This is a genomic window from Rhizobium sp. LjRoot30, assembly GCF_964253915.1.
GTDB lineage: Bacteria > Pseudomonadota > Alphaproteobacteria > Rhizobiales > Rhizobiaceae > Metarhizobium.
In genome coordinates this window covers 47,363-72,611 of the sequence record NZ_CAXUSG020000017.1, presented here as the reverse complement: position 1 = coordinate 72,611, position 25,249 = coordinate 47,363, and the positions used below count along the sequence as shown (strand labels likewise).

Here is a 25,249-nt window from a genome sequence, read left to right as displayed (position 1 = left end):
AAACGGCTCTTCAGGCTGCGTGCGCTATGGTGCAGTCCCATGGAGGAGAAACGGAGGGTCGCCACATGCCCCTGAACCCGCGAACCACACCCCGCCGCATCGACCACCCCGAGCGCGCATTCCAGAATTTCGTCGTCGACAGGCCGGGCCGCATCATCATCGTCGGCCATCACCTCAGCGCCAAGACGCATATCCGCTGCCTCGTCAGACATATTTCGCTTTATGGGGCATTGCTGGAAGTCAGCCCGTATCTGACCTTCCCCAACAACTTCTTCCTGGAAATCATCGGCATCAAGGATGAGATCGGCTGCACCATCATCAGCCGCGAAGAAGAGTTCGTGACCGTCGGCTTCAACATGCTGATCGCCCAGGAATTTCTGACCCACGTCATCCGCCTCGGCAACACCACCACCCATTAAACCAACCCGCTTGAAGCCGGCCGGACCTGGACAGGGTCCGGCCGGCTGCGTTTTTCCCTTCCTGCTCCTTGCCCGAGCACCTGTCTTTCCCTCATCGCTAAAATTTGAACGAATACATTGATTTCGCTGAAATTTATTCGTGCGAGGCTCACCGCATTGGAGACAAGGAGAAGCGAATGTCCCGTGCCGCCGCGCAAGTTGCCGCTCCTCGTGTAGTGACGGAAGAGCGGAATTGGGAACGTTTCCGGGTTCGGAGACCGGCGCGGCTGATAGCTGTTCGCCCCTGTCTTGCCGGCATGTCGATCCGCAGTTGCCAGATAACGGATATCTCGCAAGGCGGCGCCGGCTTTTCCGTCCACACCACCATCGGCCTGCCGGATCACTACTATCTCAATATCCTCGGACTGCTCACCCGCGTCGGCTGCGCTGAAGTCTATCGTAACGGCAACCGTGTCGGCGTGAAGTTCATCGATATCCTCGATGAGGAAACAGTGCGCAGCATCGTCCGCGCCGATTTTGCCGGGGCGGCAAAATAGCGGTGACCGCAGGACGGCACTTGCCTCGGGCGCGCAAGAACCTATTGTGGGCGCGATTTGCAACCAGCCCGGAATGACCCGAATGTCCGCCTTCTCGCGCTTCACGCCGCTGATCCGCGCCCTTCCTTCCACAGTTCCCTTTGTCGGCCCGGAGGCCATCGAGCGCCAGCGCGGCCTTCCGGTGAAGGCCCGTATCGGCGCCAACGAAAGCGGTTTTGGCCCGGCGCCTTCGGTGCTCGCCGCCATCCGCGAACACGCCGGTGAGACCTGGAAGTATAACGATCCCGAAAACTACGATCTGAAGCAGGCGCTCGCCGCCCATCTCGGCATCCGCGCTGATAACATCGCCATCGGCGAAGGCATCGACAGCCTGCTCGGCCTGATCGTTCGCCTTGTCATTGATCCGGGTTCGGTGGTCGTTACCTCCTTCGGCGCCTATCCGACGTTCAATTTCCATGCCAACGGCTTTGGCTGCCGGCTGGTGACCGTGCCTTATGCCGGCGATCGCGAAGACCTGAACGGCCTGCTCGACGCGGTGAAGCGCGAGGATGCGACGCTCGTCTATTTCGCCAATCCGGACAATCCGATGGGAAGCTGGTGGGAGGCGGACGATATCGTCGCCTTTGCCCGGGCGCTGCCGGAAACCTGCCTGATGATCCTCGACGAAGCCTATTGCGAAACCGGCCCGGCGATCGCCATGCCGTCCATGGCGACGCTGATCGAGCAGCCGAATGTCATCCGCACCCGCACCTTCTCCAAGGCCTATGGGCTGGCCGGATCGCGTGTCGGTTATGCCATTGGCACGCCCGGCACGATCCAGGCGTTCGACAAGATCCGCCATCATTTCGGCATGAACCGCATCGGCATGGTGGCGGCGCAGGCGGCACTGGCAGACCAGGCCTATCTTCGTGAGGTTGTGGGCAACATCAAACGGGCGCGGGAGCGGATCGCGGCCATCGCCGCCGATAACGGCCTGTCGGCCTTGTCCTCGGCAACCAATTTCGTCGCCATCGACTGCGGCAGGGACGGCGTCCATGCCCGCGCCATCGTCGACGGGTTGATGCAGCACGGCGTCTTCATCCGCATGCCGGGCGTCGCACCGCTGAACCGTTGCGTCCGCATCAGCGTCGGGCCGGATCAGGATCTCGACCTGCTTGCCGAAGCGCTGCCGCAGGTGCTGAAGGCGCTCTAAGCCAAAAACAAAGGAACCGCGCCGGCCTTGTCCCTGCCGGTCGCGGTTCGCATATGTCAGCGTGGCCCCGTCTAAAAGTCCCCGCCGACGTCCCTCTCCGGGCCTTTTTCTTTTTGTTCTGGAATTCGTACCGCTTGGTGTTGCGGGCTTAGTGCAGGGTCATCCATTCGCGGGCAGCGCGAAGGGCGGCGGCGAGCTGCATCTTGCTCATCGTCGAGGCCAGGTCGGCGCGCAGTTCGGCAGCGCGCTCGGAACCCTTGATCGCCGCGATGTTAAGCCATTTGTGAGCCGCCACGAGGTCGATGTCGCAGCCGCGGCCGGTTGCATACATCAGTCCCATTTCGCAATAGACTTCAGCGCGGTTTTCGCCACCCATGGTGGCCATTTCGGAATTGGAAATTTCAAAGCGTGCCATTGGATCTGTCCCTGTTAAAGCCTGTTTGGTTCTGTAAAGTCCCTGTTTTTCCTCGATTTTCGAGGCATTCACCGAAACCGATCTCTCCGTCTTCCAGCGGTTTTTCGATCGTCCCGGCCGGCGGGTTATTCCCTGCTCGTCTGATGGCTTCACTATGCCAAACGGCCTTCAACACGCGTTTAAAATGCATGATTAATTTGACACAAACAAAATACAAACACCCGGTAAATGCCGGATTCCGTTAAGCATCGCACCGCCTGCAAATTAAGGACTTTCCGGAGAATTTTACGAAAAATAAACACCTCGATCTCAACCCTTTGTTCACCCTGAATCGAGCAGCCGATTTTTTCGCATGAATTTTTCCGGCTGCAGTCGGTGGATTTCCGGCAAGAAAAAAGCCCGGAAGCGCTGGCTCCGGGCTCATTTTTGTCATCGCTAGACGTTTTGATCAGCGGGCGCGCTGGCCGAACAGCACCTTCTGGGCCTCCTTATCAGTGGCAAGGTTGGAACGATCACGCTCTTCCTTGCCGACGGCAATCGCCTTGATCACCGCGGGGCGGGCCATGACCGCCTCGAACCAGCGCTTCAGGTTGGGGAAGTCGTTGAGATCCTGGCCCTGGCGCTCGTGGGGAATGACCCAGCCGATCGAGGCCATGTCGGCGATCGAATAATCGCCGGCGAGGAAGTCGCGCTCGGCGAGGCGCTTGTTCATCACGCCATAGAGGCGGTTCACCTCGTTGGTATAACGGTTGATGCCGTATTCGATCTTTTCCGGCGCGTACTGGCGGAAATGATGGGCTTGGCCGGCCATCGGCCCGAGACCGCCGACCTGCCAGAACAGCCATTCCTCGACCTGTACGCGGGTGCGCTCGTCGGTCGGATAGAATTTGCCGAACTTGCGGCCGAGATATTGCAGGATGGCGCCGGATTCGAAGACGGAGATCGGTTCGCCGCCCGGACCGTCAGGATCGACGATCGCCGGCATGCGGTTGTTGGGGGCGATCTTGAGAAAATCCGGTTCGAACTGCTCGCCCTTGCCGATGTTGATATACTTCACCTCGTAGGGAACGCCGAGTTCCTCCAGCATGACGGTGATCTTCCAGCCGTTGGGGGTCGGCCAATAATAGAGTTCGATAGGCGCAGTCATCCGGATCCTCTCCTGTTGGTCGATCAGAGGTAATCATGTCGTTGCCGAGTTCAAGGGCCTTTCTGAACGGAAAATGAACTGTCGTCTCAGCACCGGTTCAGGCCGGCCGTATCAAAGTGGAACAATCAAGGGGATACCACTTACGGGGCTTGGCAATGGCAATTCTGGCACGGCGTCTTACCATCATCACCCTCAGCGCGGCGATTTTCGCCATGGCTTTCTCGGCAGCAGTGCTGCATTCCAGCCGGGCGCCGGCGCGTGTGCACATCGGCACTGCCGCTCCCTGCTATCATCCGGCAAGCCCGTCCTGCGTCGCCGTGCTCTGAGGACCGCAAGACATTCTGCCAGCGGGATTTTTTGGGGAAAATCCGGCGGGATGTCGCTTGCTTGTCAACAGCGTCAATCTATAGTGGCGCATGAGCAAACGAATCTCGTCCCTTCCCCTTCCCTTCATCTCGCCGGACCCCTTTGTCCCGCAGACTTTCGACAATTCCGCGCAGGCCGTTGCTGCCCTGACGGAGCTTTACGAGCGCAACACGGTGTTCCTCACCGATGCCTTCAAATCCCTGGCGCAGGGTGCGCCGATCACCGGCCGCTACCGCGCCTGCTATCCGCAGGTCAGCATCGAGACGAGCAGTTTCGGCCATGTGGATTCCCGCCTGTCCTATGGCCATGTGACGGCCCCAGGGGTCTACAGCACGACAGTCACCCGGCCGAAGCTTTTCAAGCATTACCTCAAGGAACAGCTCAATCTTTTGATGCGCAACCACAATGTGCCGATGACGGTGTCGGAATCGGCCACGCCGATCCCGCTGCACTTCGCCTTTGGCGAAGGCGCGCATGTCGAGGCATCGGCCTCTTCGTCGCTGTCCGACGTGCCGTTGCGCGACCTCTTCGACACACCTGACCTCAACAACACCGACGACCTGATCGCCAACGGCGAATACGAACTGCCGCCGGGCGAGCCGGCGCCGCTGGCACCCTTTACCGCGCAGCGCATCGACTATTCGCTGGCACGGCTCAGCCACTACACGGCGACGAGCGCCAATCATTTCCAGAATTTCGTGCTGTTCACCAACTACCAGTTCTATATCGACGAGTTCTGCGCCTGGGCGCGGGAACTGATGGCGAGCGGCGGTGACGGCTACACCGAATTCGTCGAGCCGGGCAACATTGTCACGCCCGCCGGCGCCGACCGGCCGGCTTCCGACCTTGCCATGGTACGCCTGCCGCAGATGCCGGCCTATCATCTCAAGAAGAAGGGGCATGCCGGCATTACCATGGTCAACATCGGCGTCGGCCCGTCCAACGCCAAGACCATCACCGACCACATCGCCGTGCTGCGCCCGCACGCCTGGCTGATGCTCGGTCATTGCGCCGGCCTGCGCAACAGCCAGCGGCTTGGAGACTATGTGCTGGCACACGCCTATGTCCGTGAGGACCACGTGCTCGACGACGACCTGCCCGTCTGGGTGCCGATCCCGGCGCTGGCGGAAGTGCAGGTGGCTTTGGAAGCCGCGGTGGCGGAAATTACCGGCTACGAGGGTTTCGAGCTGAAGCGCATCATGCGCACCGGCACCGTCGCCACCATCGACAACCGCAACTGGGAGCTGCGCGACCAGCGCGGCCCGGTCAAGCGACTGTCGCAATCGCGCGCAATTGCGCTCGACATGGAATCGGCGACGATCGCCGCCAACGGCTTCCGTTTCCGCGTGCCTTACGGCACGCTGCTTTGCGTTTCGGACAAGCCGCTGCACGGCGAACTGAAACTGCCGGGCATGGCGACGGCCTTTTATCGCACCCAGGTCAGCCAGCATCTGCAGATCGGCATCCGGGCCGTGCAGAAACTGGCGGCGATGCCGACGGAAGCGCTGCATTCCCGCAAGCTGCGCAGCTTCTACGAGACGGCCTTCCAGTAAGCCTTCAGGTTTTTGGCGAGCGCCGGGACAGGAGCAAAGCAAGCCCCGTGCCGGCGAGCGCCGAGACCAGGATCAGCAGGTGGGCGTTGACGCTCGCGCGGCCGAGGACGGCGAAGGCTTCACCCTTGGCCGGCGCTCCGAAAGAAAGCGCACCGGCAACGATGCCGGCCGGATAGGTGCCGACGCCGCCCGGCGCATGCACCGGCAGGACCGACGACAATTCGCCGCCAAGTGCTCCACCAAAACAGGCAGCAAACGGCTCGACCCCCATCAAAGCCAGCGCCCAGGCCAGCACCACCACCTTGATGCCCCAGTTGGCGACCGTAACCATCCAGGCGCGCACGAAGGCAAGCATGTCGACAGGCATGCCGCGATCGACTTCATCGATCAGCCGCCGCAGCTTCTCCGGCAATCGGCTCGAAAGGAAAACGAAGACTGGCCGCTTCATGGCGTAGAAGGCCACCGGCGACAGCAGGAAGGCCAACCAGAGCACAATCGCCAGCGGGCGGTAACCGGTGCCGATAACGATCCCGATGCCGGCGGCGGCAAACAGGGCATGCAGGTCCAGCAGCCGCATGACCAGCAGCGCCGCAGTGGCACGGGCGAGCGGCATGCCGAACTCCGAGCGCATCAACAGCGGGAAACTGGTTTCCCCAGCCCGCAGGGGCAACATGATGTTGAGCAGGTTGTGGACCTGCGTGACGCGGAACAGCAGCAAGAAGCGCCCGGACGTTTCTGCCGGGAAGTAGTCATGGATGCGCCAGCAGCGAATGAAATAGGTGCCTACCAGTGCCGCGAGTGCCAGAAGCAACGGCACAAAACCGATGGCTGTGAACTCCTTCGCCAGCACCGTCCAGCCGAACGCCCATTCTATAAAAGCTGCGTAGCCGGCCATGACCGCCACTGCCAAAATGACCATCCGATTGCGGAGAATCCATCTCTCTCGGCTGGCATCCTTTCTGGAATTCATATAGTCGTGGCTTTCCCGTGCGATTGCTGACAGGGCCGGTTGTTAGCATGGCAGATAGCATGATGGCCATCGGGCCGCTTTGGAGAAGTTGAACTTGCAGAACATGACGGAAGCCGAGCTGATATCTCAGACCAGCGGCCAGCCGATGGAATTGTCCCTCGTCGTCCCGATCTTCAACGAGGAAGAAAGCGTCGGACCTCTGATCGACCGCATCTGCGAGGCGATGAAAGATTACCCGCACCGCTGGGAACTGGTGCTCGTCGATGACGGCAGCGCCGATGCAACACTGCTCAATGCCCGCAAATATATCGAGCAACCTGACCTGGACCTGAAAATCGTCGAACTGCAGCGCAATTTCGGCCAGACGGCTGCCATGCAGGCCGGCATCGATACCGCCCGCGGCCGGCTGATCGCCACGCTCGACGGCGACCTGCAGAATGACCCCAAGGACATTCCGAGCATGGTGGAGGCGCTGGAGGCCCGCGAGCTCGATCTGCTCGTCGGCTGGCGCAAGAACCGCCAGGACGGCCTGTTCCTCCGCAAGATTCCCTCCTGGTGCGCCAATTATCTCATCGGCCGCATCACCGGCGTCAAGCTGCACGACTATGGCTGCAGCCTGAAGATCTACCGCGCCTCGATCATCAAGCAGGTCAAGCTGATGGGCGAGATGCACCGCTTCATTCCCGCCTGGGTGGCCGGCGTCGTGCCGAGTTCACGCATCGGCGAAATGCCCGTGACACATCATGCGCGCCAGCACGGCGTGTCGAAATACGGGATCTCGCGGACCTTCCGCGTCATCCTGGACCTGTTGTCCGTCATGTTCTTCATGCGTTACAAGGCGCGGCCGGGACATTTTTTCGGCTCGCTCGGCCTTGGCACCGGTTTCCTGAGCGTTCTGATCCTGCTTTATCTCTTTGTTGACAAATTCATCTTTGGTAACGACATCGGTGGCAGGCCGATGCTGATTGTCGGTGTCATGTTGTTCCTCTCGTCGGTGCAGCTTGTGACCACAGGCATCCTCGCCGAGATGATCGCCCGAACCTATTTCCAGGCCGATGAAACACCAAACTACATTATCCGCACAACCTTCAGGCGGCAGGACTGACGTGGCGGCTCTGCTCCAGAAGCGACCGAACCTCGTTCTCGTTCTGCTCGCGGGTTATTTTCTCCTCAATCTTATCGTCCGGCTGTCCCTGCCGGACTCGCTGGAGATTGACGAAGCGGAACAGATTTTTGTCTCCCAGTGGCTGGCTCTCGGCTACGATACGCAGCCGCCGTTCTACAACTGGCTGCAATACGGGGTGATCGCTGTTTTCGGCGTGTCGATCCCGGCCATCGCCGTCTTCAAGAACCTTATTCTTTTCTCCTTTTACGCCTTCTACTGGTTTGCCGCCCGGCAGGTGCTGCAGAGCCGCCAGCTGGCCGTCATCGCCGTGCTCGGCCTGCTGACCATCCCGCAGGTGGTCTATGAATCGCAGCGCGACCTGACGCATACCGTCGGCGCCATCTTCTGCGCCAGCATGTTTCTCTATGGCTTCCTCAGAACATTGCGGGCGCCAACGATCTTCAGTTATGCGCTGACGGGTTTGGCGATCGGCTGTGGCCTGATTGCCAAGTATAATTTCGCGCTGTTGACCAGCGCCGCCCTGATTGCCGTGCTGCTTGACCCCGACCTGCGCAAGCGCCTTTTCGACTGGCGGCTGCTGGTGACCGCGGTTATCGCCCTTGCCGTGGTCACGCCGCATTCATTGTGGCTTTTCGACAATCTGGAACTCGCCTCGGCTCGCACGCTGGAGAAGATGCAGGGCACCACCGACACCAGCATCTTCCTGCAGATCCCCAAAGGGTTTCTCTCCTATTTCCTGGCCCTGCTGGGCTTCGGCGCCCTCACCTTCTTCTGCTTCTGGCTGACCTTCAAGGAGGCACTGATCAAGAGCCTGACGGCGCAGAGCCAATGGACGCGGCTGATCGGCCGCATCCTTGCCATGGTGCTCGGCTTCATCGTGCTGCTGATCCTGTTTGCCGATGCCGAAAACATCAAGGATCGCTGGCTGACGCCGTTCCTGATCCTGCTGCCGCTTTATTTTGCACTGAAGCTGGAAGCGGCCGGCAACATTCCCCAGGATGCTTTGAAACGTTTCCTGCCGATCGCCTTCATCATCATGGCGATCGTGCCGCTGGTGCTGTTCTCGCGTTCCAAGGTGGCCTACCTGACAGGCTATTACGAGAAGCTGAACGTGCCTTATGCCGCCTTTACCCAGACACTTGTCGAGGAAGTGGGTAAAACCCCGGCGCTGGTGATCGCCGGCGACCCGCATCTCGGCGGCAACATACGGCTGCATATGCCTGATGTACCGATCGATACGCTGTTCTATCCCGGCTACAAGCCGGCCTATCAATGGACGGCCGATCACCCCATCGTCTTTGCCTGGCGCCGCCGCGGCGAGCCGGATCCGGCATTGCCGGAAGATCTCAGCAACTGGCTGAAGACCATTGCAGGACCGGATGTCAAGATCGAGCCCAAGGATGTGGCGCTGCCTTACATCAGCGGTCGGCCGGGCGATCTCTACCACTTCAGCTATGCGGTAGTTTATCCAAAAGCCCCATAAGCAAGACAGGCCCGACAGTCTCGAAAAGTAAACAGGCCGGCTTCCGACATTCGGGCGCCGGCTTTGTCTTGCCGACCGGGTGTTGCCTTCCGGCCCCGATTGAAAGGCGAATGGATTTCGGATACCTACAGGGCGTCATAATAAGCGCCCGGCACCGGCCCCACCGGCTGATCGGACCGGGAACAATACGAAAAACGTTCAGAGCGAGTACGTCAAAAAATGTCAGACCAAACGAAGGCCGCGGAAGACGCGTCTGCCGCCCTGCCGCCGCGTATCGAAATCCTGCTCGTCGGCATGAACGGCGATCTTCGCGGCAAGCAGATCCCGATCGATGCGGAAAAGAAGGTCTGGGATGGTTCCGTGCGCCTCCCCTCGTCGACACAGTCGCTCGATATCTGGGGTGACGACAACGACGACATCACCGGCCTGTCGCTGACCATCGGCGATCCGGATGGCGTCTGCATCGCCGACAAGCGCTCGCATGCGCCGATGCCCTGGGCGCCGGCCGGCTCCTCGCAGGTTCTTGCAACCATGCACGAACTCGACGGCACGCCAAGCTTCATGGACCCGCGCGCGATCCTCGCCTCCGTCCTGAAAAAATACGATGACCGCGGCCTGACGCCCGTCGTTGCGACCGAACTTGAATTTTACGTCGTCGAGGACGACTGGCGCGAGACCGGCAAGCCGACGCCGCCGAAGAGACTGACTTACAAGGGCGAGCCCAACGGTTACCAGCTCTACGACATGTCGGCGGTCGATGCGCTCGATTCCTACCTGCAGACCGTGCGCGCCTGGGCAAAGGCACAGGACCTGCCTGCCGATGCCACCACGGCGGAATTCGGCCCCGGCCAGTTCGAGATCAACCTGCTGCACCGTCCCGATGCGCTTGCTGCGGCCGACGACTGCATCTACCTGAAACGTATTGCCGAACAGGCGGCGCGCAAGCACGGTCTGAAATCGACCTGCATGGCAAAGCCCTATGCCAACCATGCCGGCTCCGGCCTGCATGTGCATGCCAGCATCATCGACAAGTCGGGCAAGAACATCCTCGACGCCAAGGGCGGCGATCCGGTCAAGCTCAAATCGGTTTGCGCCGGCATGCTGAACTCGATGCGCGATGCGCAACTGATCTTCGCGCCATTCGCCAATTCCTACCGCCGCTTCCAGCCCGGCTCCTTCGCGCCGGTCGATCTCACCTGGGGTTTTGGTCATCGCGGCACGGCGATCCGCATTCCCGACAAGGACGGCCCGGCCGCCCGCATCGAGCATCGCGTCGCCGGCGCTGACGCCAATCCGCACCTGCTGCTGGCCGCTATTCTCGGCGGCATGCTGCTCGGCCTGGACGAAGACCTCGACCCCGGTCCGGTGACGGAACCTGGCACCGTGGTCGAAGCCAAGCGGCTGACGCATGACTTCCTGACCGCCGTCGAAGAGTTCTCCTCGTCGGCCTTCATCGCCGACGTCTTCGGCGAGAGCTACCGCAAGCTTTACGGCGATACCAAGCGCAAGGAAGCCATCACCTACCTGCGCACCGTGTCGGATTTCGACTACCAGACCTATCTGCCGCGCATCTGATCACGGCTTGGCCGCAGACGCGGGAAGAACCGCCGCCACGCGCTCGATCAGGGTTGGTGCGGGCGGCGGGTCACCAACGAGCACCTTGAGTTCGCCGGGGTGCAGGCGCAGCGATACGTCGGGCTCCATCGGCAACAGCTCGCCGTCGATGACGCAATTGGTGCGTCCCTTCGCATCCGGAAAATGCAGGTCGAGCGCCTGCACCGCCATGGCTGTGACGGCGTAATTTTCCTTCAGGCGGCCGCGCATGATGTCGAAAACCAGACGGGCGACACCGGCGGGCTTCAGCGGTTGCGTCGTGTAGAATCCCAGATGCCCGCCGGTGAGGTCGTCGGCGAAAAGCAGTGGATCGCGGCCGAACTCATTGTTCGACACGGAGATCGCCGACACCTGGCGGCGCTCGATGACGCCGTTGGCAGAAAACTCCATCTCGAATTCCGGCGGATTGAAGATCACACCAATGGAGGCCCGGATGTTCGCCGAAATCTTGCCCATGCGGGAAGCGTAAGAAATCGTGTTGCGGTAACGCACCATGCGGGCGTGCAGGCCGGCGGAGAACTGGTGGATGAAGGGACGGCCGTTGGCGCTGCCGATGTCGACATGCTCGATCCGTCCATTTGCCAGCGTTTCCAGCACCGCCCGGATATCGAGGGGCAATTTCAGCGACCGTGCAAACAGGTTCATCGTTCCCGCAGGAATGACCCCGAGCGCGATGCCGTTGCGCCAGGCGATTGCGGCAGCCGCCGAAATCGTGCCGTCGCCGCCGCCGGCGATGAAGCCGTCGAGATCGCCGCGCTCCGCAGCCTTTTCCATCACCTCGACGATATCCTTGCCCGACACGACCACGCATTCGAAATCGTGACCGGCCTGCCGGAAGATGGTTTCCGCCATCTGCTCGTAGGCAGCCATGTCGGTTGTCTTGAAGGTCCCGCCATCCCGATTGAGAATCGCCATCAGCTTCATGTTGGACTTCGGCCTCCGCTGGGAATAATTGCGCGCTGTAAACGATCCGCTGCACAAATAGTTGCTCGCTTTGACGATTCACAGGACAGCAATGGGAAAATTTGATGCCACCGCTTCCAAGCGATGATGCGGTTTGCACACAGTATGCAGATAATCATATTGCAGTGCAAAATTTCGCCCTCGACGGACGGCGCCGATTATAGGATATATGGGTGGAATTGCTTTGTCAGACTTACTTCTCGATCCCGGCACCCATCGCCCGGTCGCTATCGCTGTACGACCTCCCAACGCACACCGGTCGACCTGAACGGATCCCTTGAGGCCACCATGACCGAATTTGCTGCCGTCGAGCGTTCTTCGCCGGAAACCTACATTGATTCGTCCGCATCCGTCGCGCCGGCGCAATTGCCCCGTCTCGCCGTCATCCTGATCGAACTGGCGCTGGCCGTCGGCGGTTTCGGGATCGGCACCGGGGAGTTCGCCATCATGGGCCTTTTGCCCGATGTCGCGACGACTTTTTCGGTGACCACGCCGCAGGCTGGCTATGTCATCAGCGCCTATGCGCTCGGTGTCGTGGTCGGCGCGCCGGTGATTGCCGTGGCGGCGGCGCGCATGTCGCGGCGCAACCTGCTTCTGATGCTGATGTCGATCTTCGCCATCGGCAACATCCTCAGCGCCATCGCGCCGAACTTCGAATCCTTCACGCTGCTGCGCTTCATCACCGGCCTGCCGCATGGCGCCTATTTCGGTGTCGCGGCCCTGGTCGCCGCGTCGATGGTGCCCCTGCACAAGCGGGCGAGTGCCATCGGCCGCGTCATGCTCGGCCTGACCACGGCAACGCTGGTCGGCACGCCGGTTGCCACCTTCTTCGGCCAGGCGCTGAGCTGGCGTGTTGCCTTCCTTGCCGTCGGCGCCATCGGCGTGCTCACGGTCGCGCTGATCTTTATCTACCTGCCGAAGGACAAGGTCGCCGCCGGCGCCAGCTTCACGCGTGAACTCGGCGCATTCCGCCGCACGCAGGTCTGGCTGACGCTCGGCATCGCCGCTGTCGGTTACGGCGGCATGTTCGCGGTGTTCAGCTACATCGCCTCGACGGCAACGCAGGTGGCGATGATGTCCGAGAGCATGGTTTCGGTGATCATGGCGCTGTTCGGCGTCGGCATGATCACCGGCAACCTCGTAGGCGGCAAACTCGGCGAATTCTCGCTGATGGGCACGATCGGCGGCTCGATCCTCTACAACATCGTCGTCCTGACGGTTTTCTCGCTGACCGCCAGCAATCCGTTCATGCTGTGCCTGTGCGTCTATCTGGTCGGCTGTGGCTTTGCTGCCGGCCCGTCCATCCAGACGCGACTGATGGACGTCGCCGCCGATGCGCAGACGCTCGCCGCAGCATCCAACCATTCCGCTTTCAATATCGCCAACGCGCTGGGCGCCTGGCTCGGTGGCCTCGTCATCACCTGGGGTTACGGATTTGCGGCAACCGGCTATGTCGGCGCCTTGCTGTCCGTTGCAGGACTCGGCGTGTTTGCCGTATCCTACCTGCTGGAACGCAGGGCCAGGCGCGCCTGACAAATCCCGGTTTGCGCGATATCGGCCGTGTTCCCGAGGGAACCCGGCCGATGCCGGGCTCTGGTAGAAATGGTGTCAGCACGATCCTCCGGCTTCCTCCCGAGCCGGGCTTTGTGCCTCTCGATTTCGCAACCGGAGAATGAAATGCCGTCCTTTATCGAAACGATCGTTACATCCCGCGCGTTCGGCTATCTCGCCCGAACGGTGCTGACCTTCATCTTCTGGTCGAGCGGGATCGCAAAAATTCTCGACTTCAACGCCGCAACGGCCGAGATGGCCCATTTCGGCCTTAACCCGCCTGCCGCCGTCGCGATCGCCGTCATCTTCGTGCAATTGATCGGCTCGGCGCTCGTGATCGCCAATCGCTGGACGTGGCTTGGCGCCGGCATGCTGGCGGTCTTCACCGCCCTGACCATCCCAATCGCCCATACCTTCTGGACGATGGAAGAGCCGCTGAAGACGCTGGAATTCTACTTCGTCATGGAACACATCACGGTGATCGGCGCCTTGATGGTCGTCACCTGGAAGTCAGCTCGCTGACTGCTGTACAACGCAATACGCCGCCTGGTTTTGCCGGGCGGCGTTTTTGTGTTGTGTGTTCCTGTTGCGGATATCTGACGCGTATCGTTTCCGGTCGATGCGCGCCTATCAGCCGTCAGGCCTGCAGAACGACCACGCGGCCGCCGACCTTGACGCGTTCGTAGAGGTCGATCACATCATGATTGAGCATGCGTACACAGCCGCTCGAGACCGCCATGCCGATCGACCACGGCTGGTTGGTGCCATGGATGCGGAACATGGTGTCGTTGCCGCCCTGATAGAGATAGATGGCGCGCGCGCCGAGGGGATTGTTGAGGCCGGGCTCCATGCCGCCGGCAAAACGGCGGTTGCGCGGATCGCGACGCATCATGTTGCCCGTCGGCGTCCAGGTCGGCCATTCGCCCTTGCGGCCGATCGTGGCGCCGCCACGCAGGGCGTAACCGTTGCGGCCGACACCGATACCGTAACGCATCGCCCTGCCGTTACCGAGCACGTAATAGAGGCGGCGCGCCGGCGTATCGACCACCACCGTTCCGGCGGGATAACCGGCATCATAGGCGACTTCCTGGCGGCGCAGTTCCGGCTTGACCTTGTCGAGCGGCATTGCCTTCAGCGGGAATTGTTCATCCGGCCGGGAACCGTAGTTGCTGGCATGGTTCGTACCGTTCGTGGTGCAACCCGCAAGCAATGCGGAGAAACCGAGCAACAGGCCGCGGCGGGAGATCGACATCTGGCTTTCCTTAAATTCCGGTTGATATCCCGCAACTTAAGGAAAGTATGGTTAACAATGGTTTAAGCGCGAGCCGCCGGATTAACCTGTGGCGCTTTTTCAAGGCATTCAGCCGAACGCGCCGTCCCCTTTTGGAGAACGGCGCGAAAGAAGCGTTACATGTTCGGATAGACTGGCCCTTCGCCACCCTGCGGCGGCACCCAGTTGATGTTCTGGTTGGGGTCCTTGATGTCGCAGGTCTTGCAGTGCACGCAGTTCTGCGCGTTGATGACGAAGACGTCCTTGCCGTCCTTCTCCACCCATTCGTAGACCCCGGCGGGACAGTAGCGCGTCGAGGGACCGGCATAGATATCGTGCTCGGACGTCTTCTGCAGGTCCGGATTCTTGACCTGCAGATGGATCGGCTGGTCTTCTTCGTGGTTGGTGTTCGACAGGAACACCGAAGACAGGCGATCGAAGGTCAGCACGCCGTCCGGTTTCGGATACTCGATCTTCTTGTGCTTCGAAGCCGGCTCCAGCGATGCTGCATCTGTCTTGCCGTGCTTGAGCGTGCCGAAGAAGGAGAAGCCGAACAGCTGGTTCGTCCACATGTCGAGGCCGCCCAGCGCAATGCCGAGACCGGTGCCGAACTTGGACCACAACGGCTTGACGTTGCGCACCCGCTTCAGGTCCGTGCCGATCGCCGTCGCGCGCCATTCGTTCTCGATTTCGACGGGCTCGTCATTGGCGCGGCCGGCGGCAATCGCTTCGGCAAGCTTCTCGGCGGCGAGCATGCCGGACAGCACCGCATTGTGGCTGCCCTTGATGCGCGGCACGTTGACGAAGCCGGCCGAGCAGCCGATCAGCGCGCCGCCGGGGAACGACAGTTTCGGAACCGACTGGTAACCGCCTTCGGTGATGGCGCGGGCGCCGTAGGAGAGCCGCTTGCCGCCCTCGAACGTCTCACGGATCGCCGGATGCGTCTTGAAGCGCTGGAACTCCTCGAAGGGGAAGAGGTAGGGATTCTTGTAGTTGAGATGCAGCACGAAACCGACCGCAACGAGATTGTCTTCCAGGTGATAGAGGAAGGAACCGCCGCCGGTCTTCATGTCGAGCGGCCAGCCGAAGGAGTGCTGCACCAGGCCCGGCTTGTGATGCTCGGGCTTCACCTGCCAGAGTTCCTTGATGCCGATGCCGAATTTTTGCGGCTCGCGATCCTTGGAGAGATCGTATTTGGCGATCAGCTGCTTGGCGATCGAGCCGCGCACGCCTTCGCCAATCAGCACGTATTTGCCGAGAAGCGCCATGCCACGGGTGTAGTTCGGACCGGGTTCGCCATTGCGCTCGATGCCCATGTCACCGGTGGCGACGCCGATCACCGCGCCTTCATCGTTATAAAGCACTTCCGATGCGGCAAAGCCCGGATAGATCTCGACGCCGAGTGCTTCCGCATGGGCGCCGAGCCACCGACAGACGTTGCCGAGCGACACGATATAGTTGCCGTGGTTGTTCATCAGCGGCGGCATGGCAAAGTTCGGCAAGCGGATAGAGCCGGCCGGGCCGAGGAAGAGGAAGTGATCGGCCGTCACCTCGGTCTTGAACGGATGGTCGGCCTCTTCGCGCCAGTCGGGCAAAAGCTTGTCGATGCCGATCGGATCGACGACGGCGCCGGACAGGATATGCGCGCCGACTTCCGATCCCTTTTCCAGAACGACGACGGAAAGATCCGGGTTGATCTGCTTCAGACGGATCGCCGCCGAGAGGCCCGCAGGCCCTGCTCCGACGATGACGACGTCGAACTCCATCGACTCGCGTTCCGGAAGCTCAAACGTCTCGCTCATCAAACTCTCTCCATCTGCCGGACGTCCCCACGTCCGTTTCTTTTATCTCTTGTCAAAACGCAGGGCGTTTGTCGAGCATGGATACGACAGCCACAGCCCAATTGTACACCTGCATAACAATTTTTCTTCGCAATGCACAACGAACCCTTGCGTGAAAGACCGGCTTGCCTTCCCCGCCCCAGGAGAGATACCGGTATCGGCACGACGCTTCGCGTCCGGACGCGACACGAATACGGATCAGAAAGACGACGATGACATCCTATACACCGACGCAACTCTTTGAGGCCCTGCGGTCTTTCGACACGGATATCGGTATTGTCGGCCCGGACGAACTGGCCAATCGCGATCCCGGCGAACATCCGCAGAATTTCGAGGCCGGCGTCATGGCCCTGCCCGCGACGACGGAAGCAATGGCGAAGCTGGTTTCCTGGTGCGTTCGTGAAAACGTGGCGATCGTGCCGCAAGGCGGCCGCACGGGACTCGTCGGCGGCAACATCAGCCGGCCGGGGGAACTGATCGTCTCGACGGCGCGGCTTTCGGCCATCGACATGCTGGACCCGGCCGAACGCACGGCGGTCGTACAGGCCGGCGTGACCTTGCAAACGCTGCAGGAGGCGGCGGGAAAGCATGGGCTGACCACCGGCGTCGATCTCCCCTCGCGCGGCACCGCGACCATCGGCGGCATGGTCTCGACCAATGCCGGCGGTATCCTCGCCTTCCGCAATGGCGTCATGCGCCATCAGGTGCTGGGGATCGAAGCCGTCATGCCGAGCGGCGAGATCTTTCGCGACCTGACGCGGGTGGTGAAGGTCAGCGCCGGGCCGGACCTCAAGCATCTGTTCATCGGTGGCGAAGGCGCCTTCGGCATTGTCACGCGCGTGGCCCTCAAGCTCGAAAGCCGGCGCGCAGCGCGGGCGACCGCTCTGATCGGCGTGCCGAATGCGGCGGCAGCGCTTGCCGTCATCGGCCACTTCCGCGATCTGCCCTTCGCCATGCTGGAGGGGGCGGAACTGATGTGGGAGCGCTTCATCCGCGACAGCGCCGAAACCTTCGGTTTCGACCTAAGCTGGGTTGAGCCTGAGACAGCAGCTGTCCTGCTGATCGAGATTTCCGCCGAGAGCGTCGACGTTGCGACCCAAGCGCTCGAAAGCGGCCTGGAGGAACTTTGGGGACCGACCGGCCTGACGGGCGGCATCGTCGCGCAGTCACTCGATCAAGCGCGGCGCTTCTGGCAGCTGCGGGAGGAGTCGCATTTCATCTACCGTTTCCATCCCGCCGCCCCGTCTTTCGACGTTTCGGTGCCACCGCGCCATCTCGACGATTATGTCGCCGGACTGCGGGCGCGGTTGAAAGCGGTCGATCCGGCCTATGACGCGTATGTCTACGGCCACATCGCCGACGGTAACCTGCATCTGTCGATCGCCAACGTCGATACCTCGGCCGCCGATCATCTGCTGCCGATCGAAGATGCGGTCTACACCGGCGTGACGGAGGCAGGCGGCAGCTTTTCGGCGGAACATGGCGTCGGCATCGAAAAACGCCATGCCTACCAGACCTTCTGCCATCCGGAAAAACAGGCCCTGGCGCGGCAGATCAAGGCGCTGCTCGACCCCAAAAGCCTGTTCAATCCGGGCAAAGTACCGTTCTGACACTTCCAGCGACAGAGGATTTTATCATGAATCTCGGCATCCAGGGCAAGCAGGCCGTCGTGCTCGCCTCCTCCCGCGGCCTCGGACGCGGCATCGCCATGGCACTTGCCAGCGAAGGCGCCAACGTCCTCTTGTGCGGCCGTAACGGCGATCGCCTGGCGGAAAACTGCAAGGAGATCAATCGGCAGGGCCAAGGCAAGGCGGACTGGGTCTGGGCCGATCTCAGCGACACGGAATTCGTGCCGACCATGGAAAAAGCCATTGAAGACAAGCTCGGCGGCATCGATATCCTGGTCAACAACAGTGGCGGGCCGACACCCGGCACCACCGAGGACATGAGCGAAGACAAGCTCATTACCTATTTTCATTCAATGGTGCTGCAGATCATCAACCTGACCAACCGGCTTCTGCCGGGCATGAAGGAGCAAGGCTGGGGCCGCATTCTCACCGTAGCCTCCTCCGGCGTGATCGAGCCGATCGGCGGGCTGGCGCTCTCCAACACGCTGCGGCCGGCACTGGCAGGCTGGTCGAAGACACTCGCCACAGAAGTTGCGGGATACGGCATCACGTCGAACATGCTGTTGCCGGGCAGCATTCATACCGACCGCCTGGACGAGTTGGACAATGCCGCGGCAAAAAGAACCGGCCGCAGCGTCGAGGATATTCGTATATCCTCGGCAAAAGAGATTCCGGCCGGTCGGTATGGCCGTGTCGAGGAATTTGCCGCCGTCGCGGCTTTCCTTTGCAGCGCGCCGGCAAGCTATGTCACCGGCAGCATGATCCGTTGCGACGGCGGCGCAGCGCAGTCCTTGTAAAGAGATGGCCAAGCCTGCGCGGTGACGAAGCCGCGCAGGTTGATGTTTTGGATCAATTACTTGCGGCGATAGACAAGAACCATGTCGTGGCCGCCCAGAAGCCGCAGGCTGTCGTCTTCCATCCAGTTTGCGCTGGTCGGGCCGTTCTTGGCATCCGGTTTGCCGTCCTTGTCGACGCAGTTCTGGATCTTGATGGCGCCCTGATCGTCGGCTTCCCAACCACATTTGGCCAGGAAGACTTCCGGCGAGGCCATGAACTGGATGGTGTCTTCGGTGAAATCGACGGTCGATGCAGCGAGCATCTCGACCATCTGCTTCACTTTTTCATCATCCTTGCCGTTCTCGGCGAGAACAGCCAGCGTGGCATCCTTGTCCATCGCCCAACTCCCAACGGGAGATTCCTGAGCCAGGGCAACGGATGAAAAGAAGCAAGCAACAGCAGCGATAGCAATAAGCTTCATAGTGGCACTCCCCAATGTGGCTGACGATGCCGCACTTATAATGCCGCCGTTGCAAATGGGGAGGCCGTTACCGGATAGGCTTAAAAATAGTCTGGCATCGATGTTCCGGAAGACCGAACGACTAGAATTTCTCGGAGATCTGCGGCAGTGCCTTGAGAAATTCGCCTCGGGCTTCCAGGCCTGCATAGCCATCGGTATCTTTCGCATTGACCTCGAGTCGGGCGAAGATCACGCGGCGCTCATCCCGCATGGCCCAGCCGACGAACCAGCCGATCGGGCGGCTCCTGTCCACCTTGCCACTTTTGGTCTTCATCCAGCCGCTGCCGGTCTTGCCCTGCACATCCCAGTCAGAGGCGGAAAAATGCGGCAGGATCGCTTGCGTCATATCCATCGCGTGTTCGGAGACCGGCAGTTCGCCCCGTAGAAAACGGCGCAGGAATGCCACCTGCTCTTCCGGCGAGATTTTTAGCGACGACATCAGCCAGGCATGCGTCAGGCCGTTTTTCTTGCCGGCGTCGCCGGAGACATCGCGGTTGCCGTAGTTGAAACGCTGCACATAGTCCCCGAACTTGTTTTCGCCGAGGCGCCGCGTCAGTTCCTGGGAATACCAGACGATGGAATCCTTTTCCCAGATCGTTGGATTGGTCGCCTTCTGCTCGCGTTTCGATCCGGCGAACTCCGGCTTGTAGTCCCATTGCGGGTTCTGCGCATCGACGAGAATGCCTGCGTCGTACCCCATGATGGCCAAAGGCAATTTGAAGCTGGACATCGGGCTGAACGCCTTGTCGCAAATGCCGTCACGATGGAGAACGTCACCGCTCACCTCGTCGACGATCAGTGTGCACTCAATCCTGCCCGGCTCCTTCGCTGACAATTCGGTGGCATAAAGGGTTGATCCTGCGAGGAACAAAGCGGTGAAGAGGCGAAATTTCCCGGTCATGGCGATCTCCGTTCAGTTGGATGACCGCTTTCTAGCGTCTCTTGCAGCCGGGCGACAAACGATGATATCTGCGGGGAGGCATGAATTTAATTTGGGCTTTGCCATGGTTCGACCATATTTGCCACTCAACGCGCTGCGTGCTTTCGAGGCATCGGCGCGGCATCTGAGTTTCACCCGTGCAGCCATCGAGCTATGCGTCACGCAGGCAGCTGTCAGCCATCAGGTGAAGCTCCTGGAGCAACGGCTCGGCACCCTGCTTTTCCGCCGATTGCCGCGTGGGCTGATGATCACCGACGAAGGCATGGCGCTGCTGCCGACACTGCAGGATTCCTTCGACCGCATGGCCGACATGCTCGACCGCTTCGAGGGCGGCCATCTGCGCGACGTCCTGACGGTTGGCGCCGTGGGCACGTTGGCGGTCGGCTGGCTGCTGCCGCGGCTTGCCGATTTCCGTGAAAAATATCCGTTCATCGACATCCGGCTTTCGACCAACAACAACCGCGTCGATATCGCCGCCGAAGGGCTCGATTATGCCATTCGGTTCGGCAGCGGCGCATGGCACGATACGGATGCGGAGGCCCTGTTCGAGGCGCCGCTTTCGGTGCTGTGCATCCCGGCGCTCGCCGCCCAAATGCGAACGCCCGAAGATCTGGCCCGCCAGACGCTGCTGCGCTCCTATCGCGCCGATGAGTGGCCGAGCTGGTTCGAAGCCGCCCACGTCGAGCCGCCGGCGATCCGCGGCCTGGTGTTCGATTCCTCCGTGATCATGATGGAGGCGGCGCTGCAGGGCGCAGGCGTTGCACTCGCCCCACCCCTGATGTTTTCACGACACCTGGCCGCCGGATGGATCGAGCAGCCTTTCCCGATCTATGTCTCGAAAGGCCAATACTGGCTCACCCGGCTCAAATCCCGGCATGTGACGACGGCGATGGAAGCCTTCCGCACCTGGATTGCCGCCATGGCCGATGAGACGCGCGGGATCGACAAGACAATATCCACCTGACCGCCGGCAACGCTTGCCATCGCGGCCACTTCATGCCAAAGACGCCGGCTCTTCACCCCGGTCAGGAAAACTCCGGCCGGCGCCTTCGGGCCACCACCAACAAAAATGATAGTTTGAAAGGGCGCAGACATGACTGGCGCACTGGGTCTCGATTTTGGAACGACCAACACCGTACTGGCGCTCGGTGACGGCGGGCCAGGCACCCGTTCCATGACCTTCACCAGCAATGCCGGCGTCAGCGACAGCATGCGGACGGCCCTGTCGTTCCTCAAGGACAAGGCAACCGTCGTGAAGACGGAAGCGGGGCGGGCAGCAATCCAGCAGTTCATCGACAATCCCGGTGACTGTCGTTTCCTGCAGTCGATCAAGACCTTTGCCGCCAGCGCCCTGTTCCAGGGCACACTGGTCTTCGCCAAGCGCTACAGCTTCGAAGACCTGATGGAGGTGTTCCTGCAGCGGCTGAAATCTTATGCCGGACCGGAATGGCGCAGCGATGTCTCCCGCCTCGTCGTCGGCCGCCCGGTGAGCTTTGCCGGCGCCAGCCCGGACGAAGAACTGGCGATGACGCGCTACAACGATGCACTGGTGCGGCTCGGCTTTCCAGAAATCCACTATGTCTACGAACCGGTGGCCGCCGCCTTCTATTTCGCCCAGAACCTCAAGGCCGATGCCACCGTTCTTGTTGCCGATTTCGGCGGCGGCACCACCGACTATTCGCTGATCCGCTTCGAGACGCATGCCGGCCGCCTGACCGCCACGCCGGTCGGCCATTCCGGCGTCGGCGTTGCCGGCGACCAGTTCGATTCGCGCATCGTCGACAACATCGTCGCGCCGCGCATCGGCAAGGGCAGCCACTTCAAGAGCTTCGACAAGGTGCTGGAAGTGCCGAGCGGCTACTACGCCAATTTCAGCCGCTGGAACCAGCTTTCGGTGTTCAAGACCTCGAAGGAATTTGCCGATCTGAAAAAGCTGGTGCGCTCCAGCCTTGAACCGGAAAAACTCGAGACCTTCATCGACCTGATCGAGCATGATGAGGGATATCCGCTCTATCAGGCCGTTTCGGCGACCAAAATGGCGCTGTCGCAAAACGACGAAGCGGAGTTCAACTTTCCGCCGCTCGGCCGGGACGGAAAGTCCACGGTGCACCGTGCTGATTTCGAAAGCTGGATTGCCGCCGACCTGGCGCGCATCGAGGACGCACTGGATGAAGTGCTGGCCAAGACCAACACTCGGGCCGGCGACATCGACAAGGTCTTCCTGACCGGCGGCACCTCCTTCGTGCCGGCCGTCAGGCGACTGTTCACCGAACGCTTCGAGACCAGCCGTATCGAAAGCGGTGGCGAACTGCTGTCGATCGCCCACGGCCTCGCCCTGATCGGCGAGCGCAACGATATCGAGCAGTGGACGGCCTGAGCAGCCGCGCTCATCAACACATCCCGGCCTTTCCCGGCGGGTCGGGATGCGATAGACACGGATCATGATCGCCGCCCAAGACCTGACCGCCGCCGAGCTTGCCGCCCTGCTGCATTTCCATGCCGACGCCGGTGTCGACTGGATGCTGGAGGAGCAGGCCGTCGATCGTTTTCAGGAATTCGCGGCAGCCCGGGAGGCACGCCGGGCAAACACCCCTGTGGCGCAGGGGTCGCCGCAGACGTCGTCTGCAAACCGGACCGAAAACCGTCCCACCGCCGCAAGCCGCGAGAAGACGGCCCAGCCGGCTATCCGGGAGCGCCCGCTATCTGCGCCGCCGGCAATCCCGGACGACCAGGCCATCGCCCAGGCTAGGTTCGCGGCTGAAAGCGCCCAGTCGCTGGATGCGTTGCGCACGGCATTGGAAAACTTCAACAGCTGCAACCTCAAGAGCACCGCCCGCAGCACGATTTTCGCAAAGGGTGACGCCTCGAGCGGCCTTGCCATCGTCGGGCCGATGCCGAATGCTGACGACGACCGTGAAGGCGAACCGTTTGCCGGCCGCACCGGCCAGCTGCTCGATCGCATGCTGGCATCGATCGGCCTGGAAAGGGACAAGGTGTTTCTCACCAATATCCTGCCGTGGCGCCCTCCCGGCAATCGCATGCCTTCGCAGCCGGAGATGGATATCTGCCGCCCGTTCATCGAGCAGCAACTCGCTCTCGCCAAACCTCGGGCCGTGCTCCTGCTCGGCAATTTCAGCGCCCGGTTCTTCTTTGGCGGCAGTGAGACAATACACTCCGTACGCGGTCAATGGCGAGAAATTTCAGCCGGTTCGCTCACCGTCCCGGCCATTGCCAGCCTGCATCCGCAAGAGTTGCTGACGGCGCCGATCAACAAACGGCTGGCGTGGGCGGATCTCCTGGCATTCCGCGCTCGCGCCGGCGAACTGCTTAAATAATTACCAACATTAAAAATATATGAAAAAAGCCATGCAATTCGCGCATAACAGCCGCCCGCTTTGCCGCATTGCAGAATCATGTTGCATTGCAATATATTATGCATGTCTTGGGAGGAAATTCAGACTAGGAACCAAGGCAATGACCCCGCGTTTTCGCCCCATTCATTCCGGCTTCGAGACCCTCCGTCTCGCCGGCACTTTCGGTCGCTCCAGCCGCGACTACCATCATTTCGGCTCCGCGACGAACGAGCAGCTGACTGCAACCGGTTATCGCCATGCCACGCGGCAGACGGCGATCTTCGCAGATTTTCGCGAACGTTGATCGACTGCCCGTCTTCGAGTGCAGGCGCAACGCAGATGCCTCGCCTCTTCCCTTTCCAGTTTCTGCATGCGGTTTCCGAAAGCTGCGGCTATATCGCATCCGCGGTTCGCGCCGCGGAGGAATTCGGGCGTTGCAGCCAAATCGCGGACGAACCTGCCGGCAGGCAACGAAGAGAAACCTCTATCGACCCGTCGTCGGCCGCTATCCCGCTTTGATCTGTCAGGTCAAGCCGCAAGCCTGGAAAAGCCTGGTGGCATTTTCAGGCATGGAATCGGCCTCTTCATCGGTGTATTCCGGCTCGACGCCGGTCAGTGCGGCCTTGAACGCCTGATCGATGGCGGCAAACTTGATCGCCTGCCAGGCGGAATACTCCGTCAGGAATTCGCTGGAAAACCACATATCCCCGCCACGCTTGGCATCATACCAGCCGATGCATCCATCGGAAGCCGCCTTCTTCAGCAGGCGCTGCAAATGCGTGCGCGACATCATGAATTTTTCGGCCAGCGCGCGCGCATCCACGCGCCCGATATTCATCCGGCCATCGATCTGCTTGGACAACTCGATGCGCGAGATGAGCTCGTCCATGACCAACCCGCCGGCTTCTGTCCACAGGAACATTGCGACACGGCGGGGCGGCTCGCACCATGCCTGGCTTTCCAGGCACATGCGCACAGCGCGCCGATGCGTCGGATCGGCAAGGTCGCGGTCCATCATCATCGTCTGCGCCCTGTTTCCGCCATCGAGTTGATCGAGAGCGGCGAGATTGGCCAGCAGCCAGTGAAACATCCCCGCACGAACGACTTCCGTAGGCTCCAGCCGCCGGGAGCGCCGCCCTTCGTCCTCCGGGTAGTATCGCACGAAGCGGTAGCTGAGCATCTCCTCGACGAAAGCGAGCACCGTGTTGCGGCTGGCGCAGCCGGTCTGCAGAATGAGATCCTTGAGGCGCGCCGACGTGAGGCCGGTTCCAGGCTGTGCCGGATCGGCCTCCAGAAACAACATGTAGGCCGCCTGCCCCATCAGCCACCGCTGATGGGAGACAAGCGTACGGCAAAGCCTCGGGTTTTCCCGGTGGAAATCCCCCAGATTGACTGCCAGATATATGAGCGCACGGATAAAGTCCGGATTGCGCTTGAGTTCATCGGATGTAAAAGCCATGCCTTGCCTATAAAAGGGTATTCAGCCGGCTCGAAGCCAACATTCAAGCATTCTTGCGTCGAAAGCCAACCATGTCCTTTATGGGACCGCAGTATACACTTGGAAATCAAAGGGCAACAGGGTTAA

25 protein-coding genes are annotated in these 25,249 nt (G+C 61.1%); 16 read left to right on the top strand and 9 right to left on the bottom strand.

Features of this window, described 5'->3' with window-relative positions:
- Positions 1-65: 65 nt before the first annotated feature.
- The 3 genes from ACSQ3I_RS24580 (at position 66) to ACSQ3I_RS24570 (ending at position 2,147) form a co-directional block, all read left to right on the top strand.
- The gene (locus ACSQ3I_RS24580) at positions 66-419 is read left to right on the top strand and encodes a hypothetical protein (protein ID WP_436003346.1); all 354 of its coding nucleotides are present in this window, start codon (positions 66-68) and stop codon (positions 417-419) included.
- A 176-nt stretch (positions 420-595) separates the two neighbouring features.
- Positions 596-955 carry a PilZ domain-containing protein gene (locus ACSQ3I_RS24575; RefSeq protein ID WP_436003344.1) on the top strand — a complete coding sequence of 120 codons (360 nt, stop codon included), beginning with the start codon at positions 596-598 and terminating at the stop codon, positions 953-955.
- An 82-nt stretch (positions 956-1,037) separates the two neighbouring features.
- Complete coding sequence (locus ACSQ3I_RS24570; RefSeq protein ID WP_436003342.1) at positions 1,038-2,147, top strand: pyridoxal phosphate-dependent aminotransferase; 1,110 nt, start codon at positions 1,038-1,040, stop codon at positions 2,145-2,147.
- 148 nt (positions 2,148-2,295) lie between these two features.
- Here the strand turns inward: ACSQ3I_RS24570 and ACSQ3I_RS24565 are convergent, their stop codons facing one another.
- Positions 2,296-2,562: a sel1 repeat family protein gene (locus tag ACSQ3I_RS24565; RefSeq protein ID WP_436003340.1), complete on the bottom strand. Its 267-nt coding sequence runs from the start codon at positions 2,560-2,562 to the stop codon at positions 2,296-2,298.
- Between the two features lie 448 nt (positions 2,563-3,010).
- The gene (locus ACSQ3I_RS24560) at positions 3,011-3,709 is read right to left on the bottom strand and encodes a glutathione S-transferase family protein (protein ID WP_436003338.1); all 699 of its coding nucleotides are present in this window, start codon (positions 3,707-3,709) and stop codon (positions 3,011-3,013) included.
- Between the two features lie 155 nt (positions 3,710-3,864).
- Between ACSQ3I_RS24560 and ACSQ3I_RS24555 the strand changes: the two genes are divergently transcribed.
- Together ACSQ3I_RS24555 and amn are read left to right on the top strand one after the other, a co-directional pair.
- Positions 3,865-4,035, top strand: a complete 171-nt coding sequence (locus ACSQ3I_RS24555; RefSeq protein WP_436003336.1) for a hypothetical protein — start codon at positions 3,865-3,867, stop codon at positions 4,033-4,035.
- 90 nt (positions 4,036-4,125) lie between these two features.
- Entirely contained in the window at positions 4,126-5,628 is a 1,503-nt protein-coding gene (gene amn / locus ACSQ3I_RS24550; protein WP_436003334.1) for an AMP nucleosidase, read from the top strand.
- A gap of 4 nt (positions 5,629-5,632) precedes the next feature.
- Here the strand turns inward: amn and ACSQ3I_RS24545 are convergent, their stop codons facing one another.
- Entirely contained in the window at positions 5,633-6,598 is a 966-nt protein-coding gene (locus ACSQ3I_RS24545) for a lysylphosphatidylglycerol synthase transmembrane domain-containing protein (protein ID WP_436003332.1), read from the bottom strand.
- A 103-nt stretch (positions 6,599-6,701) separates the two neighbouring features.
- Between ACSQ3I_RS24545 and ACSQ3I_RS24540 the strand changes: the two genes are divergently transcribed.
- The 3 genes from ACSQ3I_RS24540 to ACSQ3I_RS24530 all read left to right on the top strand — a co-directional run bounded on the left by ACSQ3I_RS24540 (position 6,702) and on the right by ACSQ3I_RS24530 (position 10,782).
- Positions 6,702-7,703 carry a glycosyltransferase family 2 protein gene (locus ACSQ3I_RS24540; protein ID WP_436003380.1) on the top strand — a complete coding sequence of 334 codons (1,002 nt, stop codon included), beginning with the start codon at positions 6,702-6,704 and terminating at the stop codon, positions 7,701-7,703.
- A gap of 1 nt (position 7,704) precedes the next feature.
- Entirely contained in the window at positions 7,705-9,207 is a 1,503-nt protein-coding gene (locus tag ACSQ3I_RS24535; RefSeq protein ID WP_436003330.1) for an ArnT family glycosyltransferase, read from the top strand.
- Positions 9,208-9,426: 219 nt separating this feature from the next.
- Positions 9,427-10,782 (top strand): glutamine synthetase family protein, encoded by a 1,356-nt coding sequence (locus tag ACSQ3I_RS24530; protein WP_436003328.1) that lies wholly within the window; start codon positions 9,427-9,429, stop codon positions 10,780-10,782.
- On the opposite strand, the gene ACSQ3I_RS24525 is transcribed toward ACSQ3I_RS24530, so the two are convergent.
- Positions 10,783-11,745 (bottom strand): diacylglycerol/lipid kinase family protein, encoded by a 963-nt coding sequence (locus ACSQ3I_RS24525; RefSeq protein ID WP_436003326.1) that lies wholly within the window; start codon positions 11,743-11,745, stop codon positions 10,783-10,785.
- Between the two features lie 327 nt (positions 11,746-12,072).
- On the opposite strand from ACSQ3I_RS24525, the gene ACSQ3I_RS24520 reads away from it, so the two are divergent.
- Positions 12,073-13,317 carry an MFS transporter gene (locus ACSQ3I_RS24520; RefSeq protein WP_436003324.1) on the top strand — a complete coding sequence of 415 codons (1,245 nt, stop codon included), beginning with the start codon at positions 12,073-12,075 and terminating at the stop codon, positions 13,315-13,317.
- Between the two features lie 144 nt (positions 13,318-13,461).
- Entirely contained in the window at positions 13,462-13,857 is a 396-nt protein-coding gene (locus ACSQ3I_RS24515) for a DoxX family protein (protein ID WP_436003322.1), read from the top strand.
- A 115-nt stretch (positions 13,858-13,972) separates the two neighbouring features.
- Here the strand turns inward: ACSQ3I_RS24515 and ACSQ3I_RS24510 are convergent, their stop codons facing one another.
- Positions 13,973-14,587 (bottom strand): L,D-transpeptidase family protein, encoded by a 615-nt coding sequence (locus ACSQ3I_RS24510; protein WP_436003320.1) that lies wholly within the window; start codon positions 14,585-14,587, stop codon positions 13,973-13,975.
- A gap of 155 nt (positions 14,588-14,742) precedes the next feature.
- Positions 14,743-16,407 (bottom strand): electron transfer flavoprotein-ubiquinone oxidoreductase, encoded by a 1,665-nt coding sequence (locus ACSQ3I_RS24505; RefSeq protein ID WP_436003318.1) that lies wholly within the window; start codon positions 16,405-16,407, stop codon positions 14,743-14,745.
- Between the two features lie 251 nt (positions 16,408-16,658).
- On the opposite strand from ACSQ3I_RS24505, the gene ACSQ3I_RS24500 reads away from it, so the two are divergent.
- Entirely contained in the window at positions 16,659-18,056 is a 1,398-nt protein-coding gene (locus tag ACSQ3I_RS24500; RefSeq protein ID WP_436003316.1) for an FAD-binding oxidoreductase, read from the top strand.
- Positions 18,057-18,082: 26 nt separating this feature from the next.
- Positions 18,083-18,871 carry an SDR family oxidoreductase gene (locus tag ACSQ3I_RS24495; protein ID WP_436003314.1) on the top strand — a complete coding sequence of 263 codons (789 nt, stop codon included), beginning with the start codon at positions 18,083-18,085 and terminating at the stop codon, positions 18,869-18,871.
- Positions 18,872-18,927: 56 nt separating this feature from the next.
- On the opposite strand, the gene ACSQ3I_RS24490 is transcribed toward ACSQ3I_RS24495, so the two are convergent.
- On the bottom strand, positions 18,928-19,248 hold the full coding sequence (locus ACSQ3I_RS24490; protein ID WP_436003312.1) for a hypothetical protein: 321 nt from the start codon (positions 19,246-19,248) through the stop codon (positions 18,928-18,930).
- Positions 19,249-19,453: 205 nt separating this feature from the next.
- Positions 19,454-20,272: a class D beta-lactamase gene (gene blaOXA, locus ACSQ3I_RS24485; RefSeq protein WP_436003310.1), complete on the bottom strand. Its 819-nt coding sequence runs from the start codon at positions 20,270-20,272 to the stop codon at positions 19,454-19,456.
- A 103-nt stretch (positions 20,273-20,375) separates the two neighbouring features.
- Here blaOXA and ACSQ3I_RS24480 point away from each other — a divergent pair, with 103 nt between their 5' ends.
- The 4 genes from ACSQ3I_RS24480 to ACSQ3I_RS24465 all read left to right on the top strand — a co-directional run bounded on the left by ACSQ3I_RS24480 (position 20,376) and on the right by ACSQ3I_RS24465 (position 23,968).
- On the top strand, positions 20,376-21,275 hold the full coding sequence (locus ACSQ3I_RS24480) for a LysR family transcriptional regulator (protein WP_436003308.1): 900 nt from the start codon (positions 20,376-20,378) through the stop codon (positions 21,273-21,275).
- Between the two features lie 129 nt (positions 21,276-21,404).
- Positions 21,405-22,688, top strand: coding sequence for an Hsp70 family protein (locus tag ACSQ3I_RS24475; RefSeq protein ID WP_436003306.1), 1,284 nt, complete (start codon positions 21,405-21,407; stop codon positions 22,686-22,688).
- A 64-nt stretch (positions 22,689-22,752) separates the two neighbouring features.
- On the top strand, positions 22,753-23,646 hold the full coding sequence (locus tag ACSQ3I_RS24470) for a uracil-DNA glycosylase (RefSeq protein ID WP_436003304.1): 894 nt from the start codon (positions 22,753-22,755) through the stop codon (positions 23,644-23,646).
- 139 nt (positions 23,647-23,785) lie between these two features.
- A complete protein-coding gene (locus ACSQ3I_RS24465) occupies positions 23,786-23,968 on the top strand; it encodes a hypothetical protein (protein WP_436003302.1) in 183 nt (60 codons plus the stop codon).
- Between the two features lie 219 nt (positions 23,969-24,187).
- Here the strand turns inward: ACSQ3I_RS24465 and ACSQ3I_RS24460 are convergent, their stop codons facing one another.
- Positions 24,188-25,123, bottom strand: a complete 936-nt coding sequence (locus ACSQ3I_RS24460) for a hypothetical protein (RefSeq protein ID WP_436003300.1) — start codon at positions 25,121-25,123, stop codon at positions 24,188-24,190.
- Between the last annotated feature and the right edge of the window lie 126 nt (positions 25,124-25,249).

Bases quoted from the DNA above. Each gene is read 5' to 3' on its own strand.
- ACSQ3I_RS24580 (WP_436003346.1), top strand. From the start codon at position 66: ATGCCCCTGAACCCGCGAACCACACCCCGCCGCATCGACCACCCCGAG.
- ACSQ3I_RS24575 (WP_436003344.1), top strand. From the start codon at position 596: ATGTCCCGTGCCGCCGCGCAAGTTGCCGCTCCTCGTGTAGTGACGGAA.
- ACSQ3I_RS24570 (WP_436003342.1), top strand. From the start codon at position 1,038: ATGTCCGCCTTCTCGCGCTTCACGCCGCTGATCCGCGCCCTTCCTTCC.
- ACSQ3I_RS24565 (WP_436003340.1), bottom strand. From the start codon at position 2,562: ATGGCACGCTTTGAAATTTCCAATTCCGAAATGGCCACCATGGGTGGC.
- ACSQ3I_RS24560 (WP_436003338.1), bottom strand. From the start codon at position 3,709: ATGACTGCGCCTATCGAACTCTATTATTGGCCGACCCCCAACGGCTGG.
- ACSQ3I_RS24555 (WP_436003336.1), top strand. From the start codon at position 3,865: ATGGCAATTCTGGCACGGCGTCTTACCATCATCACCCTCAGCGCGGCG.
- amn (WP_436003334.1), top strand. From the start codon at position 4,126: ATGAGCAAACGAATCTCGTCCCTTCCCCTTCCCTTCATCTCGCCGGAC.
- ACSQ3I_RS24545 (WP_436003332.1), bottom strand. From the start codon at position 6,598: ATGAATTCCAGAAAGGATGCCAGCCGAGAGAGATGGATTCTCCGCAAT.
- ACSQ3I_RS24540 (WP_436003380.1), top strand. From the start codon at position 6,702: ATGACGGAAGCCGAGCTGATATCTCAGACCAGCGGCCAGCCGATGGAA.
- ACSQ3I_RS24530 (WP_436003328.1), top strand. From the start codon at position 9,427: ATGTCAGACCAAACGAAGGCCGCGGAAGACGCGTCTGCCGCCCTGCCG.
- ACSQ3I_RS24525 (WP_436003326.1), bottom strand. From the start codon at position 11,745: ATGAAGCTGATGGCGATTCTCAATCGGGATGGCGGGACCTTCAAGACA.
- ACSQ3I_RS24520 (WP_436003324.1), top strand. From the start codon at position 12,073: ATGACCGAATTTGCTGCCGTCGAGCGTTCTTCGCCGGAAACCTACATT.
- ACSQ3I_RS24515 (WP_436003322.1), top strand. From the start codon at position 13,462: ATGCCGTCCTTTATCGAAACGATCGTTACATCCCGCGCGTTCGGCTAT.
- ACSQ3I_RS24510 (WP_436003320.1), bottom strand. From the start codon at position 14,587: ATGTCGATCTCCCGCCGCGGCCTGTTGCTCGGTTTCTCCGCATTGCTT.
- ACSQ3I_RS24505 (WP_436003318.1), bottom strand. From the start codon at position 16,407: ATGAGCGAGACGTTTGAGCTTCCGGAACGCGAGTCGATGGAGTTCGAC.
- ACSQ3I_RS24500 (WP_436003316.1), top strand. From the start codon at position 16,659: ATGACATCCTATACACCGACGCAACTCTTTGAGGCCCTGCGGTCTTTC.
- ACSQ3I_RS24495 (WP_436003314.1), top strand. From the start codon at position 18,083: ATGAATCTCGGCATCCAGGGCAAGCAGGCCGTCGTGCTCGCCTCCTCC.
- ACSQ3I_RS24490 (WP_436003312.1), bottom strand. From the start codon at position 19,248: ATGGACAAGGATGCCACGCTGGCTGTTCTCGCCGAGAACGGCAAGGAT.
- blaOXA (WP_436003310.1), bottom strand. From the start codon at position 20,272: ATGACCGGGAAATTTCGCCTCTTCACCGCTTTGTTCCTCGCAGGATCA.
- ACSQ3I_RS24480 (WP_436003308.1), top strand. From the start codon at position 20,376: ATGGTTCGACCATATTTGCCACTCAACGCGCTGCGTGCTTTCGAGGCA.
- ACSQ3I_RS24475 (WP_436003306.1), top strand. From the start codon at position 21,405: ATGACTGGCGCACTGGGTCTCGATTTTGGAACGACCAACACCGTACTG.
- ACSQ3I_RS24470 (WP_436003304.1), top strand. From the start codon at position 22,753: ATGATCGCCGCCCAAGACCTGACCGCCGCCGAGCTTGCCGCCCTGCTG.
- ACSQ3I_RS24465 (WP_436003302.1), top strand. From the start codon at position 23,786: ATGACCCCGCGTTTTCGCCCCATTCATTCCGGCTTCGAGACCCTCCGT.
- ACSQ3I_RS24460 (WP_436003300.1), bottom strand. From the start codon at position 25,123: ATGGCTTTTACATCCGATGAACTCAAGCGCAATCCGGACTTTATCCGT.